Source organism: Phyllobacterium sp. CCNWLW183, from assembly GCF_037203775.1.
Taxonomy (GTDB): Bacteria; Pseudomonadota; Alphaproteobacteria; order Rhizobiales; family Rhizobiaceae; genus Phyllobacterium; species Phyllobacterium ifriqiyense.
Genome location: NZ_JBBCBN010000003.1, coordinates 159,981 through 186,841 on the forward strand (window position 1 = coordinate 159,981; position 26,861 = coordinate 186,841).

Genomic DNA, 26,861 nt, shown 5'->3' on the forward strand with positions numbered 1-26,861 from the left:
ATCGGAAAACGCTGGAACTACCTAAGAAGCCTGCCGCTCGGCTTCTTCACGCAATATCTCGCGCAATGCTGCAATCTCGTCCAGCATCTCTTCGATATTGGAATTGTCGTGTTCACGGGGGGCAATATGGGCGTCGGCATAGGCATAAAGGAACTCGGCGATTGCCACTTCATCCTCAAGCTCGGATGAGGTTCCGCTGCTATGCACACGTTCAATGGCAGCACCCAATCGCGACTTCTCCGGCGAGGTAGCCTCATCGCTGGGCAAAGGTTTGGTCCGCCTGCCATTTCCTGTTGGGCGAGGCTCCGTTGGCGAATTTCCCGCACGAAAACTTTCAATCATGCCAAGCAGGATCGCGATACCAAGGCCTGCGAAAAGCCCCCCGAGCAAACCTGCGACAGCCACGAGCTTGCGCGACCCGCCCGTACTTTCGAGTGCAGGCCGTGCAGGAGAAATCACGCGTATATTGGTGGTGTTGACGCCTTCAAGCTCACCGGTTTCCTTGGCACGCAGGAGAAACGCTTCATAGACTGCACGCTTGGCCGCAACTTCGCGCTCGAGTTCACGTAGTTTGACCATCTCCTCATTGTTGGAGGCGGTGCGCGCCTTTAACTGGTTCAGGCGTGTCATCAACTCCTGTTCCTGCTGTTGAGAGCGCTTGAGTTCCGTTTGCACCGATGAGGCGATGCGCTGCAATTCATTGCGGATTTCACTGCGGATACCACTAACTTGCGATTGCGCCTGAATGAGTTGCGGGTGGCGCGGTCCAAGCTTGGTGGCAAGGCCATCGGCCTGCTGCTTTAACGCACCATATTGCGAGCGCAGGGCGACAATGACGCCTGAGCGAAATTCTTCCGGCAGAGTATTGCCAAGCACACCATCAACAGAGGTACTGCGAATAGATGCTGCCTGCGCGTTCAGCCGGATTGTCTGGTTGCGCGCGGCTGTCAATTCATCATTGGTGCGCGTGATTTCGTCGTCGCTGATCAGCCGTCCCTGAACATCAACGAGATCATTTTCAGCCTTGAACTTTTGAACGGCGTTTTCAGCCTCTTCGACCCCTGCCCGCAGGTCATTCAGCCGGGCTGTCAGTGCCTCTGTGGCCTGTCTTGCCGTATCGGACTGAATATTGCCCTGCTCTTCACGGAAGACATCCGACACGGTATTGGCGATGAGTGCGGATTTTTCCGGATCGCGTGAATCGACCGTGATGTTGAAAATGTAGTTCTTGGTGCTGCGCTCGACGTTCAAATGCTCATAAAGATTGCGAAGGAGCAGAGTCTCTCGTGTCGTGGCATCAGGCGTGCTGTCAGTGGAAAACAATTCCCTTATCGTAGCAACCAGCCCGCGCTCTTTCAGATCACCATTAAACTCCGGATCTTTGGCAAGACCGGCCCGGTCTATCACTTTCGTCAACACGCTGCTCGACTGGATGACACGCAATTGACTTTCAGCAACGGCAAGCGAGGCGTCGAGAGGAAGTTGGGTTGACGAAATCTCCTTGTCGACGATTTTGAGGTCACGAGGGTCAACAAGCAATTCAACCGTGGAGGAATACAGCTTGGGCAGGGTCATGGCGTAACCGACGCCCAGCAAAGTCCCAATGAGCGTCGTCGCCACAATTAATGATTTAGACCGGCCAACTCTGTTTATGACAATACGCGGATCGACCAGAGGCCGCCATTCATCATCCTGATAACTGGTATTTTGAGGTTCTGACCGGGCTGGTTCCGGCCGCCGCAAAGGAGAAAATACCGGCTTCTCAAACGGCGCCGGCTCTTCAATTGCCGGCTCGGTAATTGGGGGAATGGGGACTTGAGGCACGTCCGCAGGCTTGTTGTTCGGCAGCAGGTCGTCATAGGTCGCCTCGGGCATGCGAACTTCGCTTTCGGCAGCATCAACACGGCGATTGAGCTCGGCCTTGATCGCCGCCATATCGGCGCGCATACGGTTTATGGCATCCTGCTCGGCTGCCTCATCACTGAGATTTTCAGGGATATCATTGAGCGGCGGCTGGATAGATTCGGACTCAGCGGCAAGGCGCAAATTGCGCATTCTGTGATAATGATCGAGATTGGTCTCGTTGCGCACGGATGATGCAGGCCCAGCTGGCAATGACTGTGCCTCCAAGCCCTCCTCGCTGGCAAACGAGAGCAGCGAGCGCCGCTTTACCGTCTCGTTTTCACGACTAGTCATCCGCAACTGAACTCCAACATCTCAACCCAAATGCGATCAATCGCGGATGCTGAGATCCACGGTTAATCCACACTAAAGTTCTATGGAAAATAAAACGTTAATGATAGGTCGTGCAAGACGGTTCAACCATATGATCCACTAGGGAAGGCAACGCAATACGAGCCGTTAAGCCTTTTACGCTAAATCATTGAAACATTGTTATGCAGGATATGAAATTGGTCGTTCGGCACGTGAAAGCCAATGCGGGGCTCATCCGCGACTATTTCTCGGTGATCAGCGGATCGGCGGGGCGGCTAATTATATCGCTGGCCTATTTTGTCGCGCTGGCGAACACGCTGACAATTGCAGAGTTTGGACTGTTTGCCACAGCATCGGCGACCGGCGTGGTACTTTCACGCCTTGTCTCTTTCGGTTTTGTCTCGCCGCTTTACCGTATCTCGACGGTGAAACCGCAGTTAATCGGTGCATATACGGGCGGGTTTCTGGCGGCCGTCATCATATCTCTACCGATCTTCATACTCGCCGCCTATCTGGCTCATCTGGTATTTTTCGGTGCCGATCTTGCGCTTGGAACTTTTGCCGTCATTGTCGGCACTGAGGCCCTGCTCTGGCGCTCCATGGAAGTTGTGGTCATTGTCAATAATGGCCTCAACCGATTTGGCCGGGCAGCGCTGCTTGTCATTATCGGCACGGCATTACGAGCCGGTGCAGCGGTATTATTTGCATTTTCCAGCATTGCCAATCTTGCCATCTGGAGCTGGTGGTATGCAGGCGCCAATGGCATTGCCCTGATCATTGCCATCCTGTTTTTCTATCCAAGAGTGCGGTTGCGGCTGGTGCCGAAACTTTATCGCCGCAGGCTAAGTGACTCATTTGCGGTCACCGGCGCGGAAGTATTGTTCTATGTTCAGTCAGAACTGGATAAATTGCTGGTTCTGGCTGTTGGCGGACCGCAGACAGCCGGTGTGTACACGATCATCATGCGTCTCGTTGATTTGACCGCGCTGCCCGTGCGCTCTTTCAATATGATGCTGGTTCAAAAGCTGATGCGCACGCCCGATATGCTCAAGTCGATGAAAATCCGTGGCGGGTTGGAACTGGGCGTGTTTCTGGTCTCGACTCTGGGCTTGGCCGCGCTAGCGCTTTTCCTGCATATTTTTCCACGGGCCCTGGGCGACAATGTTGCGTCAGTGGTTGCCCTGCTGCCCTTGGTCATCCTCGTACCGGGTCTGCGCAATCTCGTTGAATACCAAGCGGAAATACTCTATGCCCGCGGCCAATCGGGTTTGAGGGCCGTCAATCTTGCCGTGCTCGGTATTATCAAAGCGGGGCTGCTGTCCTGGCTTTTGGTAACATTCCTTGAGGTCAATGACTGGCTTGTCTGGCTCAACGCAATGTTCGTAGTGATCTATATCGCTTCTACCGCGCTCACCTACAGCGCGATCAAGAAACCGGCGCGGCGCGTCTAAAAGAACAGTTTGCGAATGCGATCGGTGCCATCACCAAGAAATGACTGAATGCCGATTGCCACCTGATAAGGTGCCATTTCCTCAACGAATTTCACCAGTTCGGCATCAGTTGGCGCGGGTGCCGACCAATGAATCCGGCAGAATTCGCGGCCATCATGGTAATGGCCCCTGGCGTTCAAAACTTCATCGACATAGCGGCCATAGATCATGCATTCTGAAAACTTGCGTGTGCGGCCAATAGCTGCCACCCAGTGCTTGCCGCTGCGCTTCTCTATGAGATTGCACATGCCGATCACCGCATCGCGCCGCCATGCAATGAGGGTTCCAATGTAATCATGCCCCGCAATACTAACCGGCGTCACGCCGAGCAGATTTCCCGCATTTTCCGACCAGATGAGCTGATCGCCCGGGACTGGCCGCAACAGATCACCATCGCGCCGGAACAGCCGCATAGTGTTACCGCGCCAGAACGAAGCACAGTCAAATGGCTTGAGAAAAGTCACGTCTGAATCAATGTAGATCAGCGCATCATCATCTGTATATTTGGCAATAGCGATGCGCCGCAACTGCTGCATATGCCAGCCACGCAACGGCATGGTTTTTGGCGACAGCCAGATACGGCGCCTGCCAAAATTCGTGGGATCAGGAAAAGGCCTTATCCAGCCGGGTAAAAGATCGTTTTCATCGATGATGATGCGGTTGGGCGTTTCGAGCTGCTTGAACAAAGCAATATCGCGGTGCTCTACTAGGATATAATGCTTGGTATAGCCCGTCACAAAACGGTCAATGGTCTCGCACAGAAGTTGGCAACGCCGGAAATCCGGCGCGTAACTCGCGGTAACCAGTGCGTTCTTCAATTGCGACCCCTTAATTTTGCTCGCACGACGCGTAGCAGAAAAAGCGGGTTGCCGACAACATAGCGGCGCCACAAACGTCCCGGTTCCTGGGCTAGACGATAAAGCCACTCAAAACGCATTTTTTGTATGAGCAGCGGAGCGCGAGGCACGGCGCCCGCCATGAAATCGAACAATGCGCCGACGCCTAATGCCACGGTGCAATGCTGTGCCGTCAATTTTTGCGCCATGAATATTTCCTGGCGCGGAACGCCCATCGCGACAAGAAGAATATGCGGCGAGAAGTCGTTCAGTGATTCCAGGATACGCGGTTCATCTGCCGCGTTAAAAAACCCGTCGCTGATCACGCGAATCTCGTGCTGAGGAGCGATCTGCCGGAACTTGCCCGCCGCTTTTTCAACGACATCCGGCCTTGCGCCAATCAGGCCGATGCGCAGCGGATTGATTTCGGCTTGCAACAGAGCAGGCGTAAAGTCTGTTCCATTCAAATTGGCGGGAAACGGTGAGCCATGCAGAATCTTTGCGGCGATATCTACGCCGATGCCATCGGGTAGAACCAGAAAATTATCCAGCGCTGCGCGAAATCCGGCGTCTGTTTGTGCAACATTGGCATTGTGAGCATTGAGCCAAGTGATGAGCGTAAAATCATGCGTGGCAATGCACTGGCGCAGCAGATCAATCGCTTCCTGCCATGGCAAAGCAATAACAGACACGCCGAGAATAGAGCGGCTGGGTAAAGCGCTCATGCTCATTTCACCGCTTCAATTCGGCCAAGGCCGAGCTTTAGCTGGCGATCAAAGCGGGCCTGTTGCGCTTGCCGGAAAACTTTACCGGAGCGGATCATATCTTCGCCGGACCGTACCTTGCGAACCATTTGGCTGACAGCCTTGGCGAACACTACCGGATCGTCCGCCACCACGCAGTTGTCCGGTATATCGGCAATGCCCCGTATAGACAGCGCTGTAGCGACACTCGGTAAGCCCAGCTCAAACGTTTCGATCGTTTTCAGCTGAACGCCTGTTCCCGCCCGGCTGATCAATGGAATCACCGCGCAGCTGCGAACAAAATCCGTTGCGTCCGGCACGCGCCCAGCAAAATTCACCTTTGGCCATGCCGCTTTGAGATCAGCCGGGATGCTGCCAGCAACTGTAATACCAATATCATTGTCCAGATGGGGCGCTACTTCGCGCAGAAACCATTCAAGGCCAATACGATTGGGCTGCCATGTCCACGTGCCTATCAGGCCCAAATCATGTTCAATCGTGCGGCTGGACATTTTCGCCGGGTCCGCTTCAGTTACCAAAGGCAAGGCGGCGGCCCGATCAGTTGTATTAAGTTGCAATGCGGCTATGTCTTCATCAGCCAATGTAAAGACGAATGCAGCACTATCGCAAAGGCGCTTTTCCAATCCTGCCAACAGCCGGGATTCGCGATCGAACAGATATTTTTGTATCGGGCTCGTCGCGGCCTCTGCGTTTTCGCGAGCGGAGCGGTGCTCGACATTATGGGCGATGAATATTTGCGGCTTGCCGGTAAAACAATCTTCGAAAGCACCCGCAAGCGCCACACCATTCAATATATAGGCGTCGAATGGTTCCGCAGAAGCAAGTGCGGCTCGAAACTTTGCCCTGGTAATGATGCGCAGTTTTACTGAGGATACGGTTAGTCCTGTGAGCACGGCCTTGCCCAGCCAACGCAATTTGCGGCTAAAGCTCGCCGTATCGTTTCTAACATCCACCTCGCCGAGCAATATTGTATTTTCCGGATCAAGCGGCGTGCTGCCCGGCCAGACAAAGCCGATTACCGTGACCTTTATGCCAGCGCGCTTCAGCCCATCGATAATTGCCTTATTGGCTATTTCATAGCCGGTGGCCGGTTTACCGTCCGGGACGATAGATGTGACGAAAACTACATGCATTGCGGCTCGAACGTAATGAAATATTGAACAAGTGTCTTCTATATCCTCATATAGATAAATAACGGATAAATAGCCCCGTGATGAAACTGAACGGCCACGACAATATAAGTATCGTCATGCAGTCGCCCGGCCTTTCGCCGGAAACGATTGACGTTGTTGTTACTCTGCCAACCTTCAAGCGGCCCGATCACCTGCTGAGAACCCTCGCCTCGCTCAAGGAACAGGCGACAGACCGGTCATTTGCAATTATTGTCATGGAGAATGAGGCGGAGAAACGCGAGGGCGCGGCTGTCGCTTCACCGCTGTTCGAAAGCGGCGACTATAGTGGCTTGGTAATCGTCGCGCATGATCGCGGCAATTGTAATGCCTATAATGCCGGTTGGCAGACAGCGCTGGAAATCTTCCCGAACTTCACATCCCTGGTGGTGATCGACGATGATGAGATCGCGGCCCCCGATTGGCTCGAAAATCTTTGCAGAACGCGCGAAGCCTATAATGTCGATTTTGTCGGCGGCCCTCAAATCCCGATATTTGCAAAGCCGGAACACCAAATATGGGCAAAGCATCCTGTATTCAGCCCGCATTATGATACAACCGGACGCGTGCCGATTATTTACTCCTCGGGCAATCTGCTGATTGGGCGAAATGTGCTTGAGGCGATGCCTTTCCCGTTTCTCGACCTCACCTTCAATTTTATGGGTGGCGGAGATTCTGATTTTATCAGCAGGAGCGTGGTCAAAGGCTTTACCATTGCGTGGTGTGCAGAAGCGCCCGTCTATGAAACCGTGCCTGCCCGGCGCGTAGAAGCCGGCTGGATCAGAGCACGCGCTTTGCGCAATGGCGTTATCTCAAGCCTCATCGAAAAACGCAAACGCGCTGACGAACCTTTGGGCAAGGTAAAGACCGTTTTGAAAAGCCTTGCGCTGCTTGCAATTTCGCCTTTTCGCGCCGCGCTGAAAACAGCGCAAACCGGCTCGCTATCTATCGGTGTCTATCAAATTTATATTGGGCTTGGCCGCGTCTTGGCAGAATTCGGATATTCGAATGAGCAATATCGGCAACCTGAAAAGAACTGACGCGCCTATGGCGATACCGATGCGGCTTGTCGCCAGCCTTCTTGCCGGGCTGATTTTGTGTGTTCTGCTTGTGTCATTCCGGCCATTTCAACCGGCGAGCACTGCCATTGCCGGGGGCGGCGGTGATCTGGTCAACCAGCTGGGTTTTGGCGCCCTTGGCGGCGTTTCAATTCTTGCGATGATTGTGTTGGCTGATCCACGCCGTCTGCTTTCTCTTGCAAGCCCGCTGTGGATCGTCATGTTCGGGTTTGTTTTCCTTTCAACGCTTGTTGCTGTCGATCCCGGTGCGGCACAACGTGCGGTCATCTTCACCATTATCGGGGTATTATGCGTCGTGGCTGTTCTGGCGCTTCCACCCGACATGGACGGCTTCTCGCTTGCTCTGATTATTGCTGCAACGGCAGTACTTGTTCTGTCCTATGTCGGATTGGTCGTCGTACCCGATCTCGCCAAGCATACAGCGGGTGAAATAGAGTCTGAACATGCCGGACTTTGGCGCGGTATTTTTGCCCATAAGAATGTTGCCGGGCCCGTCATGGCCTCCTTCGCCTTTGCAGGCATTTATCTCATTCGCCGTGACTGGCGAAAAAGCGGGGCAGCAATTTTGGTATTTGCGCTGGTCTTTGTTGCGCATACTGGCTCCAAAACATCCACTGCGCTGGTCCCCATGGTGATCCTGCTTGTCATGGTTCCAGGTCTATTCGGATTACGAATACTGACTGCGTTGCTCATCGTGGCTGCGCTTGCAGGCTTTTTCTGTTTCACCATTGGCACGCTTTTCTTTCCTCCCCTACACGATCTACTGGTTCAAATGGGAGCCGATGCGACCTTTACGGGCCGAACATCAATATGGCAGTTTGGTCTTGAAAAGCTCCGCGAAACGCCATGGCGAGGCTATGGACTGGAAAGCTTTTGGGAGGCGGCAGTTGTCCGGCAAGCGGAAAACCCATATTATCTGGACTGGGATGTCCGAGGCATAGTTCATGCGCATAATGGCTATCTGGATATTGCCATTGCTATGGGCGTTCCCGCGTTGATTTGCGCGATGGTCGTTCTGGTCGTGCTTCCGCTTGTGGACTATGTGCGAACTTTGAGGAAACGCGAGAATATATTTCTCTCCGATTTTCTTATGATGTGCCTGACCTTCTCGCTTATGAATGCCTTTCTTGAGAGCTTTTTCTTTCGCCGGGCGGATCCTGTCTGGTTGATTGTCGTCATGGCCTGTTTCGGATTGCGCATGACGGCCCGGGTTCCATTGCAATCGCGTTCCTGATTTTGACGGAAGCCAGTTGACCGAAGCACCCGGACCGGATCAAAGTGCCGCCCATTCAAATGGAGAGAAAAAATGTCCGATAATGTGGTTCTGGTTGGATGCGGCAATATGGGTTTTGCCATGCTTAAAGGCTGGCTGGACGCCGGGATATTGCAGCCTGACCAAGTCACTGTTGTCGAGCCAACCCCTGCCCTTCTCGAACGCGCTGCAAGTTTGGGCGTGAATGCTGTTGATGACGCATCAAAGGTTGAGGACGATCTCGCACCGCGTGTCATACTTGTCGCGGTGAAGCCTCAGGTGATGCGCGACGTGCTTCCTGCCTATGCGCGATTTGCAGGAACATCGACATTTGTCAGTGTGGCAGCGGGAATAAAAGTAGCATTCTTTGAAGAACATCTCGGTGCAAGCGCAGCGATCATCCGCACCATTCCCAATACGCCGGCAGCAATCGGCAAGGGCATGATCGTGACATTTCGCAATGCCCATGTCGCAGATGATAATGCAGCATTTGTTGACCGGCTGCTTGAAACCAGCGGCGCCGTGGCCGCAGTGGATGATGAAAGTCTGATTGATGTTGCAACAGCCGTTTCAGGATCGGGACCGGCTTATGTATTTCATTTCATAGAAGCGCTGACAGAGGCTGGTGTCCATGCAGGGCTTGAACGGAAGACCGCAGAAATACTGGCCATGCAGACAGTGTTCGGAGCAGGCGCATTGGCCGCTTCAAGCGAGGATACGCCGACAAAGCTTCGGGAACAGGTAACCAGCCCGAAGGGAACAACGGCCGCCGCCCTCGATGTCTTGATGGGTGCAGACAGGCTTAAAAACCTCGTGATCGAAGCGGTTTCCGCTGCACATAAGCGTGCTGTCGAATTGGGTAATCAGGCATAGAAATACGACCGGAAGTTTCCGGTCGTATTCACTGACTTTGCTGGAGGCAAAGAAATTTGGATCAGCTCGGCTTTTTGGTGACGAGCGTCAGCAGCCCTTTTGAATCGAGGCTGGCTATCACAACTGCTTCGGATGTGAGGCCTTTTTCCTTCAACGCGGATGTTACTTCCGGCGATTTATCGATGGAAGAACGCAGTTTCTTTACGTCTTCGTCGCTGCGCTGAGCAACGGCATCGTTGACGTGCGTTTTGGTGGCATCCGGCAATTCATTGATATCGACAATATTGATGGTCGTGATCTGCGGTGCCCCTGTTTGAGCTGGCGCTTCAGGTGATGGAGCAGCAGCGTTTGGAGCGGTCTGCGTAGCTGTCTGGGCATAAGCGGCCGAAGTGGCCAAGGGGAATGCCGCGCAGAGCGCGAGCACTATCATCTTTCGCATCGTTTTTCCTTTCAGATGATTGGCGAACGATCATCTATTGATGATGCCCGCCACTTCACCTGCGAAATTCGATCTCAACCAGTCGATGGCCGGGTTTTTTTAAGGCAATATTGCGGCAAAAATGTGTCCGCCATTTATGCCAACAGACCAACTGGCGCGGGCGTCCTATCATGTCCAATCATTGTTTTGGCCAGAATTTCATATGACCGCACCCGCGCCTTATGCTCGAAAATATGGCCCGTAACCATGATCTCATCGGCGCCGGTACGATGGATAAACTCTTCGACACCGGTCTTGATGGCAGGCGCGGCACCGACGACAGAACAGGATAGAGCTTGGCGCAGAATCGCCTTTGCATGCAGATCAAGCGTTTCTTCATAGCCCTGAACAGGCGCTGGAAGCGGTCCGGGATTTCCGGTACGCAAATTTACAAAGGCCTGTTGCTGGGATGTTTGCAAAAGTTGGGCTTCTTCATCGCTCTCAGCGGCAAATACGTTGAGACCAAGCATCACATAGGGCTTGTCGAGATAGCGAGATGGCTCAAAACGCGCGCGATAAATTTCGATTGCGCGCTCCATTTCCGCTGGCGCGAAATGGGATGCAAAAGCATAAGGCAGCCCCAATGCGGCAGCGAGCTGAGCGCCGAAAAGGCTGGAGCCCAAAATCCACACGGGAACATCAAGTCCCGCACCAGGAACGGCTATGACGTGCTGGCCGGGTTGAGGCTCGCCAAAATAACTCAGCAATTCGACGACATCTTGCGGGAACCCATTAATATCCTGATTGAGATTACGGCGAAGCGCCTGAGCCGTGATCTGATCCGTACCCGGAGCGCGGCCAACGCCAAGGTCAATGCGGCCAGGGTGAAGAGAGGCAAGCGTGCCAAAAGCTTCGGCGACCATCAAAGGCGAGTGGTTGGGCAGCATGATACCGCCCGCACCAAGGCGAATTTTGGAGGTCCCCGCTGCAACATGCGCGATCACAACGGCTGTCGCCGCACTGGCAATGCCGCGCATACTGTGATGCTCGGCAAGCCAAAGACGATGATAGCCAAGGCGCTCGGCATTCTGCGCGAGATCCAGTGAGTTACGAAGAGACTGCGCGGCAGTGCTGCCTGCTGCAATCGGTGAAAGGTCGAGGACTGATAATGGGATCATGAGCTGAATATAGGCCGCGGCAAACGCTACACAATGAGGCCACGCGATTTCATGATTCACAAAAATTGAACGTCGATTAAATCGGGATCTTGTTAAATCCTGTTCTTATCCGACTGTGCCGCTGCGAGAGGAAGCCAAGCGCAACTCCATGCCAACAACGGGGCGTCTTTCCTGTGAAAGCTGTTCATCGGATTCGCGAATGGCGGTTTCAATGAAATAGGCAATCATTTCAAAACCCTCATCATCTGCAAGAGCGCATAACCGGGAAAGCTCTGCTTTCAGAACTTCCAATGTCTCGGTCCTCTTATTCATGCCTGCCGCTCCCACAACCCAAAGTTGCGGGACCCTAATACCACATTTGGCATTTTGAAAAGACTAAATCTTGCACGGACCACAGGTTTCGTTAGTAATTTACAGTAAAATTAATTTCAAATTTTATCATGTTGCATGCAACCCTATGAGATCATTCAGTAACGTACTTGCTCAATTAAAAGCTAGACATTTGCACTTCAGGAGTTTCACACATCTTTTTTGATCCGGTCTTGGTGGCATTATCAATAATACCAGAGGCGAGGTCGGAAACGACTTCAACAGCGATATCTTCCGGCAAACCGGTCTCCGCCATGCCGGCCCGCATAGCAGCCTCACTTGCTTCAGTACCAGTACCGCAAATATAGGCCTTGGCTTCCAATACAGCCGCCCTTTGGAACTTCTTATTACTAATATCGCCGCCCTCACCTTCGGTTTCCAGAGACCCCTTGATGCTGAAAGCATGACTTGTCATAACAGGGGCAAATGCTAGAAACCCTGTCGTAAGCAATATCATTGATGATCTTAAAAGGTGCATGATTCGCCCTTTCCAGCCATATTCCAAAGCGCGGCAGTTTGCCGTTTTCAACCTCGTTAACCTATTATAAACGATGCGGAGCCGTTTGCGTTCCCCGAGCCTCTTCAACTGGCTGTGATGTCTCGCTTAAAACCAAGCAAAAATGTTGCATTGCACCAACTGCAATGCTGCTATGCAATATTGTCTGTATTAAATCACGGTGATTGAGTTATTTTCAGATCAGGAATTTTCGACAGCGTCACCTCCTCCCGACCCTGTCGAAACGGACGGTCTCTTCTCCTCCCAGAAGACCCTCCATAACCAACGAAACCCACCGCACCTCCTCCCGCGGTGGGTTTTGTTGTTTCTAGGCCTCAGGCTCAGCGGGCGCAGAACGGCCATCCAACTGCTAGCTTCCCATGGAATTGTTCAAAACCTTGCTTCCACAGTGGATTGTGCCAGTCAGGTCATTGCGGGATAGCGGCCACAATCGAAACTTCATTCTCGGATGCTCGCCTGGCTCTCATTCAAATAAAAATGCCGTTTCAGTTCTTGCGAAACGAAACGGCATTGTAATCAGGCCATAAAACGTATCAGGGCTTATTGCTTGCCCGTCTCCAGTTTGCGCCTTGCGACGCTCTCTTCGAGGGTCAATTTCTTTTCAGGCTTTGCACGTTCGGTAAGAGACTTCGGCGGTGGGACAAACGAGACGTCCTTGACCGGCGAGTTGGCGGGAACGCCACCAGTCGAACCGGTTGTGCAACCAGCAACGACGATTGCCGAAAGAATAATTAAGGTAGGTGCAACTCGCATTCAACTTTCCTTTTGCATAAAACGCCATTGAGTGGCGCAGGCCTCAAGCGCTGCGAATTTGACATTTGCGTCCCATCCGGTCGCAAACTCTTATGCAAATGTCAAACCCGTAAACGCGGACCACGGTTGACCATCGAATAATGGCGATAGCGCGTCAACGAACAAGAATTGCCCGCAAATCGTTTACATTTGTTCCAGTGGGTCCGGGTACAAAAAGATCCCCAATGGCATCGAATGCCGTCCACGCATTATTGCCATTGAGATAGGCCGATGCGTCCTGTCCCTTTGCCAGCAAACGCGCCACCGTTGTGCTATCGGCAAATGCACCTGCATTGTCTTCGGAACCATCAATGCCGTCCGTATCGGCGGCAAAAGCACTGATGCCATTGGCGCCATCAATATCCATGGCGAGCGACAACAGGAATTCGGTATTGCGACCCCCTTTGCCCTTTCCGCGCACTGTGACTGTGGTTTCGCCGCCGGAGAGGATCACAACGGGTTTCGTAAAAGGCTGTCCTTTTGCAAGCACGTGTTTTGCAAGAGCCGCATGCACATGAGCAACCTCCCTCGCCTCGCCTTCTATTGCGTCAGAGAGAATGACGGCCTCGATGCCATTTTCCCGCGCAACTTTGGCAGCAGCTTCGAGGGAAACGCCAGCCGATGCTATGACATGGTGTTCGTGACCCTTGAAAACAGCATCACCTGGTTTTGGAGCATCCGCAGCATGTGATTGAAGATGCGCAAGAGCTGCGGCCGGCAAGTCGAGACTGTAGCGGTCCACAATTGCCAGCGCCTCTTCCCGCGTTGTTTCGTCCGGAACCGTAGGCCCGGAAGCGACAAATGCAGGATTGTCTCCGGGAATATCCGACACGACAAGCGAATATACCCGGGCCGGAAATGCCGCTGCAGCAAGACGTCCGCCCTTGATGGTGGATAAGTGCTTGCGAACCGCATTCATTGCCGAAATTGGTGCTCCTGAAGCCAGAAGAACCTTGTTCACTGCAATCTCGTCCTCAATGGTCATGCCGTCCGGCGGCGATGGCAGCAATGCAGAGCCCCCACCCGACACAAGGGCGATGACAAGATCATCCGCCGTCAAACCAGACACGGTTTCCAGAAGACGTTTCGAGGCGACGAGACCCGCCGCATCGGGCACTGGATGGGACGCTTCGATAATTTCTATGTGCTCGCAGGCCACGCCAAAACCATAACGGGTCACGACCAGTCCTTCGATGGATGAATCTGGATATTTGGCCGTCCATGCTTTTTCAAACGCGCTCGCCATTTGCGCCGAACCCTTGCCTGCGCCGATTACAATCGTCCGGCCTTTTGGCCTTGGTGGCAGGTGAGATGCAATCACGAGCTCAGGATTGGCGGCGTCCACAGCAGCGCGGAACAGTTTGGTGAAAAACTCCTTGTCTCGCATGGGTGTCAAACTTCCAGATCGAACACAAAGACGCCGTCCGGACCGCCAATGGCTGAAGAGACGATGCGCCCGCCAATGGCTTGATGTTCCGGATGGATAAGATAGGCATCCCGCGCCGCGGCGTCAGCGAAATCAATCAGAAAGCCTTCGGTAAATCCTTTATCCATGCCCACCTCCGGGCTGACATTGACACCGGACCGGAAGGTCAGGGCGCCCGGCAGTTTCGCGCAGAGTATGGCGAGATCATCATAACAAGCCTGTCTATCCGACGTGGGAACCCCATCACGAAAACGGATAAAAACACAGTGACGGATCATGAAAACCTTCCTTCTGAATATTGGATGCGCATCCTGACGGGATTGCTGAAAATTGCGAGCAATATTTCACCCCCTCAACAAAACGTCAGGTCAAAATGCGCTCTACGGCCATTGCCATAGCAAGCAACCTGCGGTCGGTACCGTGCTGCGCCATGAGCATTAGCCCCGCTGGCAGTGCCATATCCGGCATCGGCAGGCTGATCGCGGTCAGATCAAACTGGTTGGCCACCTGCGTATTGCGCAGCAGCAGCGATTCTGTTTCCCGGTAGAAATTTTCATCGCTGACCGCCTCGATCGAAGGAGCCATAATTGGCACAGTCGGCAAAGCCAGAAAGTCATAGGCTCTCAATCGCTGATCCATTTCATGCATCAAAGACTGACGTTTCAACATGAGGTCGATGTAATCGGATTCGGACGTCTCCAACCTACGCAAGAGCGGACGCTGCACACGCTGGTCTACGTCCAGGCTTTCATCTCGCAACCATCCCGCGTGAATCCTGCTGGCTTCGATACCTGCAATCGATCCGGCCAAGGTTGCTCGCGCCATGGCCTCAATCAGGTCATCTATCGAACAGTCGACAATCGTCGCACCGGCTTTTTCGCAGGCTTGAAGACTTAAATCGAATGCCTTTTCAATTTCCGATTCGATATTGCTGAATAATATACCGCGCGGCACGCCAATATGCAGGCCGGACAATGAGAACTGATCGAGGGGCTGCGGACGCTCACCCGCCAAGACCGAGTCGGTAGATGCGCAATCTGCTACGTTTCGCGCCAAAGGCCCAATGGAATCCAGACTGGGCGAAAGGGGAAATGCGCCTTGCAGAGGAACGCGCCTGGCGGTTGGTTTAAAACCGGTCACGCCATTCAACGCCGCTGGAATTCGTATCGAACCGCCCGTGTCCGAGCCGATTGAAATTTCGCTCGTGCCTTCCGCTATCGAAATTCCAGCTCCGATAGATGAGCCGCCAGCCACGCGCGAAGAATCCATGGCATTGCCTGCTGTCGGATAGTGCGGATTCAAGCCTACTGCGGTGAATGCAAACTCGGTCATGAGTGTTTTGCCGATGATGACCGCACCCGCTGCGCGCAATCGCTGCACGATGAGCGCATCATTGGTCGCTGCCGCAGCCGTTTTCCGTATCACCGAGCCAGCCAAGGTGACCTCCCCGGCAACGTCGAACAGATCCTTGATGGAGACTATTCGCCCATCGAGCGGCCCAAGCGTTTCGTTCTTGCGGAAGCGACTGTCCGAGGCCTGCGCCTCCTGGCGCGCTGAACCGGCATAGAGGCGGGTAAAAACCCGCTCGTCTGCCTCACGCTCCATCAAGCGCGCAAGAATATGTTCAAGCCTTTGGGAGGCCGACGGATTTGGATTTGGCAAGAAAATATCCCGCTGGAAATGTTGCGTCACGCTTTCTATAGCGCGAAGACCTTGCGGGTTAAAGTCCGGTAACTTGCCATGCACCGAGTGCAAGGGTGCGTTGCAACATTCACAGTTTTAAATCGATATTATTTGAAGCAATCTACGCAACAGGGAGGGCAACAATAAAAGGGGTAAGAGCCATGAGCCTTCGCAATCGCATTCAGAAATATCGTCAATATCGCCAGAATCTCCATGAGCTGCGCCTGTGCAGCGATCGCAATCTTGCTGATCTTGGAATTTCCCGCGCCGACATCCGCCAGGTTGCCTGGATGGCGTGCAACTAATCAAACCCGTAAAGTTTTAAAAGGCGCCGTGGGCTTTGCTCCGGCGCTTTTTGTTGAGTGTTTGGTGGCACGACATCCGATGCATCGCATTGCACGGCGCACATCAAACCGGTACTAAGAAGCTCGTGGGACAATATCCGATGATCGGAGCCCGGGGTGAGCATTCTACAGTGATCAAAGCATTCATCATACATCTGGCACGGTCTACAGACAGACAGAAACAGGTAGATTTGCTTAGCCAAACGCTCCCTGTTTCGACCGATGTCGTCGACGCTGTCGATGCCAGAAACCTGACCGATGAAGATGTCCGCCGGGTCTACAAAGCCGGACTGCATGCTCCGCGCTATCCCTTTGATCTCAATATCAGGGAAGTCGCCTGTTTCCTGTCGCACCGGAAAGCATGGCAAGCGATCGTCGACCAAAATCTCACAGCGGGGCTGGTGCTTGAGGATGATGTTGCCCTGACGCCCGAATTTGCCGCGGCATATTCCGCAGCTGCCCGATTTGCAGGCCCGACGGATTTTATCCGCTTTCCATTCCGGCCTCATCGCGAACAGGGGCCGGAGGTTTTTGCCGCTGACAACGCCCGCATTCTGCGCGCCAAACCGGTCGGGCTGGGAATGGTAACCCAACTCATCGGCTACGAAGCGGCCAAACGATTACTGGCTGTCACCGAAACCTTTGACCGTCCGGTTGATACGATGTTGCAGATGAACTGGATAACAGGACTGTCGCCGCTCGCAGTCGTTCCTGGCGGCGTCAGGGAAGTTTCTTCGCAACTTGGCGGCAGCACAATTCAACAGAAGAAACCTTTGCTGGAAAAATTAAGGCGCGAAATATTACGGCCGATTTACCGAATGCGGGTCAACGCCTATTCTCGCGGCAAGGAGAGCTGACCGTGCCTGTACCAATTCTCCTATATCATCAGATCGCCACGCCACCGTTTCGCAAGACGCCCTTTAGAAGCATGATTGTAAGCCCGGAATCCTTTCGGCGGCAGATGGGCTGGCTCAAGCGATTGGGTTATCAAGGGCTCTCGCTGCGCGAAAGCTTGCCTTACATTTCCGGTCAGAAAACCGGAAAAGTGGCCGCTATCACCTTCGATGATGGCTTTACCAATGTTTATCAAAATGCCATGCCGATCCTGCAGGAATTTGGTTTCACCGCGACCAATTTTTTCGTCAGCAACCAGATTGGCGGCTCGAATGAATGGGATCGTCCGCTCGGTGTTTTACCAGCAACCTGCATGGATATCAGCCAGATAAAACAATGGCTTTCTTCCGGTCACGAAGTTGGTGCGCATACAATGGATCATGTGCATCTCAGTCAGATTCCCGAGACGCAGGCTTTCGAGCAGCTCTCCCTTTGTAAGGAAAAGCTGCAGGAGATCGTCGGCGACAGGGTCGAGACTTTTGCCTATCCCTATGGCGACCACAATGACAGGGTGCGCGAGCTCGTAAGGCAGGCAGGCTATATAGTGGCAGCAGGCACAGAACGGCGCCGCTCGACCGGCAATGACGATCTGATGAACCTGCCAAGGCTGACAATCCGCCGCGATGATACCTGGTTACACTTCGTCGCAAAGTGCCTGCTGCGCTAAGAACCCAGAGTCCAGTTATCCGCTTTCCAGAGCGGCAATCCCGTTGATTGCGCAACGTCCGGATCAGCGGTGTAAACAGGATGGCCAGCCCGAAGAAGTGCAACCAGCACATCATGATCAGTCTGGCTATGCTGACGACCCAGATTGAGATTGTTGTAAATGTGCCCTTGGGACGCAGGATTGATGCCGGTGATGATAACGGCGCGAGCCCCACTGGCCAGCGCGTAAAGCACGGCAGTCACACCATTTGAGAATCTTGTTTCAAGATCGTCTTCAGTGTTCAGATAGCCCATAATGCGCTTGAACAATGCCATGCGTTGCAGCCTGTTCACGATATGCAGGTGGCGATAGCTGTAATTGAACGCAGCCAGCCCGTCTTCAAGCTCTTTCCTGCTCTGGGTCCAGCGCATCACGTAAAGATGCCCTGTCGACTGGTCTTTCAATGCCTTGCGTACCGCCACGGCATTGTCATTGGTGCCATAGACCTGCCTGTATTGAAGGAAAGTCACATCGGGATCGGCCAGCCCCCAACCGGTCGACACCGATTGCGACCCGTTGATCGTAAGAAGGTGGTAATTGGATTGATGACCTTCCGGCAGATTTGAAACAGGCGCAGATCCCACAATCAAAACAGGATTGCGAAAGGGCGAAGGATAGTGAGGCGGTTGCGGGCGAAGCGCATAATAACCGACCCGGCGAATGAGTGATTTATAAGCTTTCAATTTTCAAACCCGATGCAAGAGACCGAATGGTACATAGGCTATTTGCAGGGTTCTGCCCATCCTCAGTCTGCATAAGTTTGAACAGGACGGCCGCTACACGCGCCATCTCATGGAAGCCCCAAAGTGTTGTTAAACCGCTTCGTTCAGTTTCACACGCTTTTCCAGCATCGCGATGCTCTCTTTTCGCTCGCTATAGCGATCTGTCAAATAACCGGAAACATCGCGAGTCAGCAGTGTGAATTTGACCAGCTCCTCCATCACATCCACCACCCGATCATAGTAGGCGGAGGGTTTCATGCGACCGTTTTCATCAAACTCCTGATAGGCCTTCGCCACAGAGGACTGATTGGGGATAGTGATCATTCGCATCCAGCGTCCAAGCACCCGCATCTGATTGACCGCGTTGAAAGACTGGGAGCCGCCCGAGACCTGCATGAGGGCAAGCGTGCGGCCCTGCGTCGGACGGATTGCTCCCATTGCGAGCGGTATCCAATCAATCTGCGATTTCATGACGCCTGTCATTGCGCCGTGGCGTTCCGGACTGGTCCAGACCTGGCCTTCGGACCAGAGTGATAATTCCCGCAATTCCTGAACTTTTGGATGATCGACCGGTGCGTCGTCCGGCAGTGGCAGACCGGAAGGATCATAGATCCGCGTTTCGGCACCAAAATACTCAAGCAACCGGGCTGCTTCCTGCGTCAGGAGACGACTATAGGCGACTTTGCGCAATGAGCCATACAGCAGAAGAATGCGTGGACGATGCGTCGACATCGGAGCACTGAGCTTTGCGGACTCTGGCAGACGCAGAGCCTCCGGATTTGTGTTCGGCAGATCAGACAAGGCGATTTCCTTCCGCATCTATAACGACTTCACCGTCTTCCTTGGTGAAGGGGCCTTGTTGTGCAGCAGGTAAAATATCCAGCACCCGTTCAGATGGCCGCGCCAAACGCACGCCGAGATCCGTTACAACGAAAGGGCGGTTGATCAGGATCGGATGTGCTTCCATTGCATCTAATAATTGCTCATCCGTCAGGGATGGATCGTCAAGACCAAGCTCGGCGTAAGGCGTTCCCTTCTCGCGAATAGCCTCACGCACCGTCAAACCGGCTCGCTTGATCATGTCTTTGAGTTCTTTGCGGCTCGGCGGTGACTTCAAATATTCAATCACGACAGGTTCAATGCCCGCATTGCGAATGAGTGCCAGCGTATTGCGCGACGTGCCGCAGGATGGATTGTGGTAGATGGTGACGGTCATCCGACTGTCCTTTCAATTTTCTTGAGATTTTGAACGGCGGCACCGCTTTCGTACCAGCCCTTGCTGCGATTTACGATCCACACGACAGACAGCATGACGGGCACTTCGATCAACACGCCCACAACTGTGGCAAGGGCCGCACCGGAATTAAAGCCAAACAAACTAATGGCGGCTGCAACGGCGAGTTCGAAGAAATTGCTGGCGCCGATCAGCGCGGATGGCCCTGCAACGCAATGCTGTTCCCCGCTTATGCGATTGAGCAGATAGGCAAGTCCCGAATTGAAATAGACCTGAATGAGGATCGGCACTGCCAGCAAGGCAATGATCAACGGCTGGGCTATGATCTGCTCACCTTGAAAGCCGAAGAGCATGATGAGGGTTGCTAAAAGCGAGACCAACGAAATTGGTTGCAAGATACCAAGAAGGCGTTCAAACGCAGCATTGCCCCGTCCCAGCAACTGGCGGCGGGCAAACTGCGCAATAATCACCGGAATAACAATATAAAGCACCACGGACAGGACAAGCGTATCCCAAGGCACGGTAATTGCCGAAAGGCCGAGCAGGAGGCCGACAATGGGAGCAAAAGCCACGATCATGATCGCGTCGTTCAAGGCAACCTGCGACAGGGTGAAATGCGGCTCGCCTTTTGTAAGGTTAGACCAGACGAATACCATTGCTGTGCATGGAGCCGCTGCCAGAATGATCAGACCGGCAATATACGAGTCGATCTGCATTTCAGGCAAATATGGCCGAAACAGCCAGCCGATGAACAGCCAACCGAGCAATGCCATGGAAAACGGCTTGACCGCCCAGTTGATAAATAGCGTGACGCCGATACCACGCCAGAACTGTCCTACATGGCCAAGCGAAGCAAAATCAATGCGCAGCAGCATGGGGATGACCATCAACCAGATCAGTACCGCCATCGGAATATTGACCTTGGCATATTCCGCCGAACCTATGGCCTGGAAAACGACTGGAATGAAATGACCAAGCGCAATGCCGACGACAATGCACAGGGCAACCCACACGGTGAGGTAGCGCTCGAAGATAGACATTCTGCTTTTCCTTAAAGAGAGACCGAGCGCACCATCAAGGTAGCGGTTGAAGGGCAAAGACCAGAGGCTTGCGGTGTCGCCAGAATCTCGGGGGGCGCTTCGCTTTTGGCGATGGTCTTGAAACCGAGCTTGTTGAAAAATGGCGCGGCTCCCATTGTCAGCAAATATCCAGATTCTGCACCCGCCATCTCGGCGTAGCGCAACAGCGAGCGAGTAATGGCAGTGCCGTAACCGGACTTCTGCATGCCTTGCGGGACTGTTATTGAACGTAACAGAGCACTCTTGCCATGCAATTCGATTCCACCAAACCCGGCAGGCTCACCCTTATCATCCGTGAAGCGAAAGAATATGCCTCCGGACTGCAACAGATCGTCAATCGGCAGCGAGGCTTCCTGCAGCGCTTTTGCCAATTCCTCATCGGACGACAGAATCGATTGGGCAATGACGGAGCGGGCGGAGTTTCCAGTGCACTGGATCGAGACATTGGAGATACGGTCAGCCATTGAAGGTCTCCTTGGGCGGGCAACAGGGAACGATATCCGCAAGCAGTGGCGCACAAATGTCCGGATGTCCGGCACAGCAATCTTTCAGAAGATAATTGATCGCTCCGCGCAGGCTTTCGAAGTCCGCACGATAGATGATGGATCGACTTTGCCGTTCGGAGGAAATCAAGCCGGCCCGGGAAAGAATGCCAAGATGAGTGGACATGGTGTTTTGCGGCACATTGAGTATCCGTGAAATTTCACCCGCAGGAATGCCGTCAGGCTCATGCATAACGATAAGCTTGAACGCATCCATCCGCGTGGTCTGGGCCAAGGCGGCGAAGGCATCGATTGTGCTTTCTTTTTCCATATATCGAGATATACGGATATAATTGCTTGCAGTCAATTGATTTTGCTGATCAACGAGAGCAAACTTGCTCTAGTTGCAGCATGTGGACGATGCACTGCTCGAGCCACAACAGCTGGTGGCAGCGGCTTGCGCCGCACGATGTCTCGGCTTGCAGATCGCCGGACGAGCAACCAGGTTCAACACAAGCCGTTCAGCCTCAAGGATCAACGTGCTCGCGTCGAATATTTGCATGGGCATATCTGGCAGCCCTACTTCGAACGTCAGGCGAGCATCGGCACGAAGCTCAACCTTCTTTCCCACCAGGCTGAGGATGCTGCTGAATTTTTCCACGGTCATAAAGTCTCTACCCTGTTCCGACGGCAAGTCTTCGACCTGCAGGACCGATTCATGCCAGCTATCGGGATTGCCACCGCAGTCCAGCGTTACAAACGAACCTGCCTTCACCTCTGTAACATGATATCCGGGCTGGATGGTCCTCCCTGCATATTCAATAACAAGAGGGCGTTCGTGATAGGGTTCGAGCGCTGACAGCAATGCATGAAGTGAAGCATCGCCATGAAAATCTATGAGTATAGGGCTGGTAACGGAGTTCATGATCATATAACCTCATTTCAACATCTTTTGAGATATTGAGGTAATTATGAATGAATTGCAAGCCCTTGACGCTTTTGCGTCGCTCTCACAAGAAACCCGGTTGAGGATTGTGCGCCTGCTGGTCAAGGCTGGCCCGGAGGGAATGCCTGCCGGAGCGGTAGGCGACGCTATGGGAGCATCATCGTCCAAGATCTCGTTTCACTTGAGCCATCTGGAGCGCTCTGGCCTGATCCAGTCACGGCGCGAGGCGCGTTCCATCATTTACAGTGCCGTCTATCCCGCGCTCTCCGGGTTAATTGAATTCCTGATGAAAGATTGCTGTCAAGGACGGTGCGACCCAGTCGAGAAAAATTGCGCTGATACCTGCACCGACTGAGCCGGGTACCCGTTTGATCCAAGAGGTCCAGAATGTCCGCTTCCTCCCATCGGGACTACCTCGTCGTTGCCGTTCTCGGCCTAACGCAAATTATCGGCTATGGCACGCTGTATTATAGTTTCAGTGTACTTGCCCAAGCTATGGCGGAAGATTTTGGCTGGCCACCGGAATGGGTTTTTGGCGTTTTCTCAATTTCGCTTCTTGCAGGTGGATTGGCCGCTCCAGTGGCGGGCGGCTGGATAGATCGCCACGGAGCAGGCAAAGTCATGAGCTGGGGCACCATTGGCGCAGTGACGGCATTGATCGCCTGCGCGATTGCCCCAAGCCCCATGACCTTTACTGCTGGATTGATAACGATAGAGCTTGCCTCCACCTTTGTTCTCTACAATGCCGCCTTTGCTGTATTGGTACAGATCAACCCTGTCACCGCACCACGGGCGATCACTTATCTCACGCTTATCGCAGGCTTCGCTTCGACAATATTCTGGCCCTTGACCTCAGCGCTCCACGCGTCTTTGTCGTGGCGAGAGGTCTATATCGTCTTTGCCGCGCTCCATATAACTCTCTGCCTTCCAATACATGTCTGGCTGTCCTGTCTACCCGCCAGATCGAGGGCAGATATGTCTGGTGAGGCACCGGCAACGCCCTCCGTCGAGGGCAGCCTTGCTCAAGACCGGAGACGATCAGGCTTTATCCTGATGTCCATGGGACTCGCCCTTGTAAGTTTCGTTGACGCAGCAATTCTTATCCACATGTTGCCGATGTTGACCTCATTGGGAATTGGAAGCACAAGCGTCCTGATCGGAACATTGTTTGGCCCCGCTCAAGTTGCCAGTCGACTATTCAGCATGTTCAGCGGCAATCATATCCCACCATTGGGTCTGGCGCTGATCTCAGCACTGCTCGTGCCTGTGTCGGTTTTCATCCTGCTGTTGAGCGGCTCATGGGTTCCCGGGTCCCTTGCATTTGCTATCATTTTTGGTTTGGGAGCTGGGCTTGCCAGCATCGTACAGGGAACGCTGCCACTCGCTCTCTTTGGCAGCCACGGTTACGGACAACGCGTCGGAAAGGCCACCGCAATTCGCTTGGTTGCGACTGCCGCGGCGCCTTTCGCATTCGCATTTATCATGCAACATTTTGGTGTTCGAGCCGGCTTGATAGCCTTTGCGGTATTTGGATTAATGGCCGTCATCTCGTTCGCCGCTCTCGGCAGGCAGGGCCATGGCGTTTTTGCCAAGAAATCAGCCCGCAGACCTCTGTCTGATTTGGCTGAGTTGACCAGTATTCCCGATTGACGACCGGCTTCTTCTCCCTATAGATTGACGATATCGAAAATCGCTATTGTGAGCCGAATAACTATAGCCGGGCAAACATGGAACATCAGGATTTACTCAGCGGCCTCATCCGGCTCCAAGTCTTGCATCACGCAGTCGAAGGGGAACTTTACGGCCAATGGATGATCGATGAGCTTGCCCATCATGGGTATAGGCTGAGTGCGGGCACGCTTTATCCAATGCTCAAGACCATGGAAAAGAAGGGCTATCTTGTGTCAGAAAATCGGCGCGACGGACGTACGGCCCGTAAATTTTACCGTGCCACCCCTTTGGGACGCGAGGCATTGGAAATCGCCCGTCTCAAAGTAAAGGAACTCTTTGGAGAAATGATTTCTTAGAGCTCTGGAAAAGAGCGCCCGTCCATCCGCAATAAGGAACTGCTGAGTGACCATGGTCGAACCCACCCCCATCGCTTCCGCCATGAACCGGATTGTCGAAGTATTCATTGTGTTCCTGAAACTCGGCCTTACCTCCTTTGGCGGGCCCATTGCCCATCTTGGCTATTTTCGAGAGGAATTTGTAAATCGCCGCAAATGGTTGACCGATGGAGCCTTTGCCGACGTGGTGGCCCTATGTCAGTTTCTGCCCGGCCCTGCTTCCAGTCAGGTTGGCTTCGCTATCGGAACATTCCGTGGTGGCGGGGTATTGGGAGGAATCGCAGCCTGGACGGCTTTTACGCTCCCTTCCGCGATTTTGTTGATCGCATTTGCTTATGGAGCAGCAAATTTTGCGGGGCCAATCGGTCAGGGCATTATCCATGGATTGAAACTTGTCGCCGTCGCCGTTGTAGCACAGGCAATCTGGGGCATGGCTCGTACGCTGACACCTGATAAAACCAGAATCGCCATTGCGCTGGCCGCAATAGCTGCCGCAGTTTTCCTTAGTAGCACACTCGGACAGATAGGCGCGATTGCAGGTGGCGCATTGGCCGGTCTGTTCTTTTGCCGCAATACCGATACTCAAGACACACATCGTCTCGGCTTTTCCGTTACCAGGCGCAGCGCCATCCTGGCCCTCATTCTGTTTGCGGCTTTGTTTGCTCTTCCTGTGATATTGCCAGATAGCTTGCACAGCCAAGCGATCTCGCTGTTTGACGCGTTCTACCGTTCTGGCGCGCTCGTCTTTGGTGGCGGCCATGTGGTTTTGCCACTGCTCGAAACAGCGGTCGTGGCTCCCGGCTGGGTGAGCCACGAGGCGTTCCTTGCAGGTTATGGGGCAGCACAGGCGGTTCCCGGGCCGCTTTTTACGTTTGGTGCCTATCTTGGCGCAATTGTGAGTTCACCGCCCAACGGGCTGCTCGGCTCGCTTATTGCAGTGATTGCATTATCTCTGCCGGGATTGCTTCTTGCCTATGGAACCTTGCCGTTCTGGGACGACCTCAGACGCCTCCCCTTAGCGCAAGCAGCCATGAGAGGCGCCAATGCCGCTGTGGTGGGGATTCTCGCAGCTGCATTCTATAATCCTGTTTGGACGAGCGCAGTTTTCAAGCCATCGGACTTCCTGCTGGTGACAGCCGGATTCCTGTTTCTGACAATATGGAAGATGCCGCCTTGGATTGTCGTAGTCGCTCTTGCCATTGCTGGCGCGATCATGGGCGCTGCGTAGACTTCAGATCGTTACAAGAAAGGTGGCCCCCATTTGGGGCCACCTAACATTAATTTGACGTGGATCAGATACCGCGCAGCATCTTGCAAAGAGCGACAAGCCCGCCGTCATAGTTCATTGCATTAGCGGAAATATCGCGGCAACGCACCTTCAACTTCGTGCGCTCGGTTGCACTCAAGCTGGCGAACCGGGCGGATACCACACGGGAATTCAGGCGCGTACCGGGACTGACAGAAGTTCCCCTGGGAGTCACTCCAGCAGTGGTCCTGGTGCCGGGATTTATGCCACTGCCAGGATTAGTGATGGTGTTACCAATGCCGACGCCGACGCCGGCATTTATGCCACCTGCCCCACCAACGCTTAAGCCCGCCCCTGCACGAACCCCGCCAGTGACACTGGCGCCCACTCCGGCCGTAACACCACTGGTGCCGCCAACATTCGCTCCCGCGCCGACCGCCGTTCCTCCGGATCCGCCGATCGAAGCACCCGCGCCTGCATTTACGCCGCTTGCCCCGCCAACGTTTAAGCCTGCACCTGCATTGACCCCGTTATTGACAGAAGCTCCCACTCCGGTCGAAATACCGCTCGTGCCGCCGACATTTGCTCCAGCGCCGACCGTCGTTCCTCTGGATCCGCCGATTGAAGCGTCCACTCCAGCCTTGATGCCGCCGAGATCTGCACCGACGCTCGCACCGAGGCCGCCATTGCGCGAGCCACCGACGGAGATACCGCCTGCAAATGCTGGAACAGTAAGTGCTGTTATGATGACAGAATATGAGAGTAACTTGGTAACATTGGTTATAATTCTAGTCATTATGTCCTCCCTTATCCCAATTTTCAAACCAATGTGAAATACAATGGCAGCTTGGGTTGGAGAATAGTATTCATTATTTATTTCAAAATTACAAGTAAATCTAATACTAAGCTAATTACTATTCATAATACTATTAAAAATTCAAACAAAACTCTAACTCATCCAACGGGATGCGAAAACAAACAACACACTACTCAAGCATTAGTTACAATTTTATCAAAGTTGAAATGGCCCTCCATTCTTTTATAACCATTCTATACTATTTTTTAACTTGCGCTTAAAAATA

31 protein-coding genes are annotated in these 26,861 nt (G+C 53.5%); 11 read left to right on the forward strand and 20 right to left on the reverse strand.

Annotation, left to right across the window (positions count from 1 at the left end; all coding sequences use genetic code 11):
- Positions 1–21 precede the first annotated feature (21 nt).
- The gene (locus tag V9K95_RS08865) at positions 22–2,196 is read right to left on the reverse strand and encodes a GumC family protein (protein WP_336440586.1); all 2,175 of its coding nucleotides are present in this window, start codon (positions 2,194–2,196) and stop codon (positions 22–24) included.
- Between the two features lie 209 nt (positions 2,197–2,405).
- Between V9K95_RS08865 and V9K95_RS08870 the strand changes: the two genes are divergently transcribed.
- On the forward strand, positions 2,406–3,665 hold the full coding sequence (locus tag V9K95_RS08870) for a lipopolysaccharide biosynthesis protein (protein ID WP_336440738.1): 1,260 nt from the start codon (positions 2,406–2,408) through the stop codon (positions 3,663–3,665).
- On the opposite strand, the gene V9K95_RS08875 is transcribed toward V9K95_RS08870, so the two are convergent.
- From V9K95_RS08875 to V9K95_RS08885, 3 genes are read right to left on the reverse strand one after another with little or no spacing between them, the layout of a single operon-like run.
- Positions 3,662–4,522 (reverse strand): DUF6492 family protein, encoded by an 861-nt coding sequence (locus tag V9K95_RS08875; RefSeq protein ID WP_115051263.1) that lies wholly within the window; start codon positions 4,520–4,522, stop codon positions 3,662–3,664. The two genes, V9K95_RS08870 and V9K95_RS08875, sit on opposite strands and share 4 nt — an antisense overlap.
- The gene (locus V9K95_RS08880; RefSeq protein ID WP_336440587.1) at positions 4,519–5,265 is read right to left on the reverse strand and encodes a WecB/TagA/CpsF family glycosyltransferase; all 747 of its coding nucleotides are present in this window, start codon (positions 5,263–5,265) and stop codon (positions 4,519–4,521) included. The genes V9K95_RS08875 and V9K95_RS08880 overlap by 4 nt, the downstream gene beginning before the upstream one ends.
- Before the next feature lie 2 nt (positions 5,266–5,267).
- Complete coding sequence (locus tag V9K95_RS08885) at positions 5,268–6,437, reverse strand: glycosyltransferase family 4 protein (protein WP_336440588.1); 1,170 nt, start codon at positions 6,435–6,437, stop codon at positions 5,268–5,270.
- A gap of 77 nt (positions 6,438–6,514) precedes the next feature.
- Here V9K95_RS08885 and V9K95_RS08890 point away from each other — a divergent pair, with 77 nt between their 5' ends.
- The 3 genes from V9K95_RS08890 (at position 6,515) to proC (ending at position 9,677) form a co-directional block, all read left to right on the forward strand.
- On the forward strand, positions 6,515–7,513 hold the full coding sequence (locus V9K95_RS08890; RefSeq protein WP_370878799.1) for a glycosyltransferase family 2 protein: 999 nt from the start codon (positions 6,515–6,517) through the stop codon (positions 7,511–7,513).
- On the forward strand, positions 7,482–8,786 hold the full coding sequence (locus tag V9K95_RS08895) for an O-antigen ligase family protein (RefSeq protein ID WP_336440589.1): 1,305 nt from the start codon (positions 7,482–7,484) through the stop codon (positions 8,784–8,786). Before V9K95_RS08890 ends, V9K95_RS08895 begins: the two co-directional genes overlap by 32 nt.
- Before the next feature lie 72 nt (positions 8,787–8,858).
- Entirely contained in the window at positions 8,859–9,677 is an 819-nt protein-coding gene (gene proC / locus V9K95_RS08900) for a pyrroline-5-carboxylate reductase (protein WP_115051268.1), read from the forward strand.
- A gap of 61 nt (positions 9,678–9,738) precedes the next feature.
- Here proC and V9K95_RS08905 read toward each other — a convergent pair whose 3' ends face one another.
- From V9K95_RS08905 to V9K95_RS08940, 8 genes are all read right to left on the reverse strand, one after another.
- Positions 9,739–10,116, reverse strand: a complete 378-nt coding sequence (locus V9K95_RS08905) for a hypothetical protein (protein WP_336440590.1) — start codon at positions 10,114–10,116, stop codon at positions 9,739–9,741.
- 134 nt (positions 10,117–10,250) lie between these two features.
- Entirely contained in the window at positions 10,251–11,273 is a 1,023-nt protein-coding gene (locus tag V9K95_RS08910) for an MsnO8 family LLM class oxidoreductase (protein WP_115051596.1), read from the reverse strand.
- A gap of 105 nt (positions 11,274–11,378) precedes the next feature.
- Entirely contained in the window at positions 11,379–11,585 is a 207-nt protein-coding gene (locus tag V9K95_RS08915; protein WP_115051270.1) for a hypothetical protein, read from the reverse strand.
- A gap of 175 nt (positions 11,586–11,760) precedes the next feature.
- Positions 11,761–12,171, reverse strand: a complete 411-nt coding sequence (locus V9K95_RS08920) for a hypothetical protein (RefSeq protein ID WP_336440591.1) — start codon at positions 12,169–12,171, stop codon at positions 11,761–11,763.
- Between the two features lie 528 nt (positions 12,172–12,699).
- A complete protein-coding gene (locus V9K95_RS08925) occupies positions 12,700–12,912 on the reverse strand; it encodes a hypothetical protein (protein ID WP_336440592.1) in 213 nt (70 codons plus the stop codon).
- Between the two features lie 154 nt (positions 12,913–13,066).
- On the reverse strand, positions 13,067–14,338 hold the full coding sequence (locus V9K95_RS08930; protein ID WP_442958550.1) for a glycerate kinase type-2 family protein: 1,272 nt from the start codon (positions 14,336–14,338) through the stop codon (positions 13,067–13,069).
- Positions 14,339–14,343: 5 nt separating this feature from the next.
- Positions 14,344–14,655 (reverse strand): Dabb family protein, encoded by a 312-nt coding sequence (locus V9K95_RS08935; protein WP_115051274.1) that lies wholly within the window; start codon positions 14,653–14,655, stop codon positions 14,344–14,346.
- 85 nt (positions 14,656–14,740) lie between these two features.
- Entirely contained in the window at positions 14,741–16,039 is a 1,299-nt protein-coding gene (locus V9K95_RS08940) for an amidase (protein WP_336440594.1), read from the reverse strand.
- 182 nt (positions 16,040–16,221) lie between these two features.
- On the opposite strand from V9K95_RS08940, the gene V9K95_RS08945 reads away from it, so the two are divergent.
- From V9K95_RS08945 to V9K95_RS08955, 3 genes are all read left to right on the forward strand, one after another.
- The gene (locus tag V9K95_RS08945; RefSeq protein ID WP_336440595.1) at positions 16,222–16,365 is read left to right on the forward strand and encodes a DUF1127 domain-containing protein; all 144 of its coding nucleotides are present in this window, start codon (positions 16,222–16,224) and stop codon (positions 16,363–16,365) included.
- Between the two features lie 140 nt (positions 16,366–16,505).
- The gene (locus V9K95_RS08950) at positions 16,506–17,261 is read left to right on the forward strand and encodes a glycosyltransferase family 25 protein (RefSeq protein WP_336440596.1); all 756 of its coding nucleotides are present in this window, start codon (positions 16,506–16,508) and stop codon (positions 17,259–17,261) included.
- A gap of 2 nt (positions 17,262–17,263) precedes the next feature.
- Positions 17,264–17,965, forward strand: a complete 702-nt coding sequence (locus tag V9K95_RS08955; RefSeq protein ID WP_336440597.1) for a polysaccharide deacetylase family protein — start codon at positions 17,264–17,266, stop codon at positions 17,963–17,965.
- Here the strand turns inward: V9K95_RS08955 and V9K95_RS08960 are convergent.
- From V9K95_RS08960 to V9K95_RS08990, 7 genes are all read right to left on the reverse strand, one after another.
- Positions 17,962–18,687, reverse strand: coding sequence for a membrane-anchored protein (locus V9K95_RS08960; RefSeq protein WP_336440598.1), 726 nt, complete (start codon positions 18,685–18,687; stop codon positions 17,962–17,964). The two genes, V9K95_RS08955 and V9K95_RS08960, sit on opposite strands and share 4 nt — an antisense overlap.
- Before the next feature lie 129 nt (positions 18,688–18,816).
- On the reverse strand, positions 18,817–19,545 hold the full coding sequence (arsH, locus tag V9K95_RS08965) for an arsenical resistance protein ArsH (protein WP_336440599.1): 729 nt from the start codon (positions 19,543–19,545) through the stop codon (positions 18,817–18,819).
- Complete coding sequence (gene arsC / locus V9K95_RS08970) at positions 19,520–19,942, reverse strand: arsenate reductase (glutaredoxin) (RefSeq protein WP_115051281.1); 423 nt, start codon at positions 19,940–19,942, stop codon at positions 19,520–19,522. Before arsC ends, arsH begins: the two co-directional genes overlap by 26 nt.
- The gene (gene arsB, locus V9K95_RS08975) at positions 19,939–21,000 is read right to left on the reverse strand and encodes an ACR3 family arsenite efflux transporter (protein WP_336440600.1); all 1,062 of its coding nucleotides are present in this window, start codon (positions 20,998–21,000) and stop codon (positions 19,939–19,941) included. The genes arsC and arsB overlap by 4 nt, the downstream gene beginning before the upstream one ends.
- Positions 21,001–21,011: 11 nt before the next feature.
- Positions 21,012–21,503, reverse strand: a complete 492-nt coding sequence (gene arsN2, locus V9K95_RS08980) for an arsenic resistance N-acetyltransferase ArsN2 (protein WP_336440601.1) — start codon at positions 21,501–21,503, stop codon at positions 21,012–21,014.
- Entirely contained in the window at positions 21,496–21,852 is a 357-nt protein-coding gene (locus V9K95_RS08985) for a metalloregulator ArsR/SmtB family transcription factor (protein WP_115051284.1), read from the reverse strand. The genes arsN2 and V9K95_RS08985 overlap by 8 nt, the downstream gene beginning before the upstream one ends.
- A gap of 69 nt (positions 21,853–21,921) precedes the next feature.
- Complete coding sequence (locus tag V9K95_RS08990) at positions 21,922–22,452, reverse strand: DUF6428 family protein (protein ID WP_307282782.1); 531 nt, start codon at positions 22,450–22,452, stop codon at positions 21,922–21,924.
- 40 nt (positions 22,453–22,492) lie between these two features.
- Here V9K95_RS08990 and V9K95_RS08995 point away from each other — a divergent pair, with 40 nt between their 5' ends.
- The 4 genes from V9K95_RS08995 to chrA all read left to right on the forward strand — a co-directional run bounded on the left by V9K95_RS08995 (position 22,493) and on the right by chrA (position 25,761).
- Positions 22,493–22,822, forward strand: coding sequence for an ArsR/SmtB family transcription factor (locus tag V9K95_RS08995; protein ID WP_307282780.1), 330 nt, complete (start codon positions 22,493–22,495; stop codon positions 22,820–22,822).
- 32 nt (positions 22,823–22,854) lie between these two features.
- Positions 22,855–24,117: an arsenite efflux MFS transporter ArsK gene (gene arsK, locus V9K95_RS09000; RefSeq protein WP_336440602.1), complete on the forward strand. Its 1,263-nt coding sequence runs from the start codon at positions 22,855–22,857 to the stop codon at positions 24,115–24,117.
- A gap of 77 nt (positions 24,118–24,194) precedes the next feature.
- Complete coding sequence (locus tag V9K95_RS09005) at positions 24,195–24,494, forward strand: PadR family transcriptional regulator (RefSeq protein WP_336440603.1); 300 nt, start codon at positions 24,195–24,197, stop codon at positions 24,492–24,494.
- Between the two features lie 52 nt (positions 24,495–24,546).
- Positions 24,547–25,761 carry a chromate efflux transporter gene (chrA, locus tag V9K95_RS09010; RefSeq protein WP_336440739.1) on the forward strand — a complete coding sequence of 405 codons (1,215 nt, stop codon included), beginning with the start codon at positions 24,547–24,549 and terminating at the stop codon, positions 25,759–25,761.
- A gap of 64 nt (positions 25,762–25,825) precedes the next feature.
- Here the strand turns inward: chrA and V9K95_RS09015 are convergent, their stop codons facing one another.
- Positions 25,826–26,575, reverse strand: a complete 750-nt coding sequence (locus tag V9K95_RS09015; RefSeq protein WP_336440604.1) for a hypothetical protein — start codon at positions 26,573–26,575, stop codon at positions 25,826–25,828.
- Between the last annotated feature and the right edge of the window lie 286 nt (positions 26,576–26,861).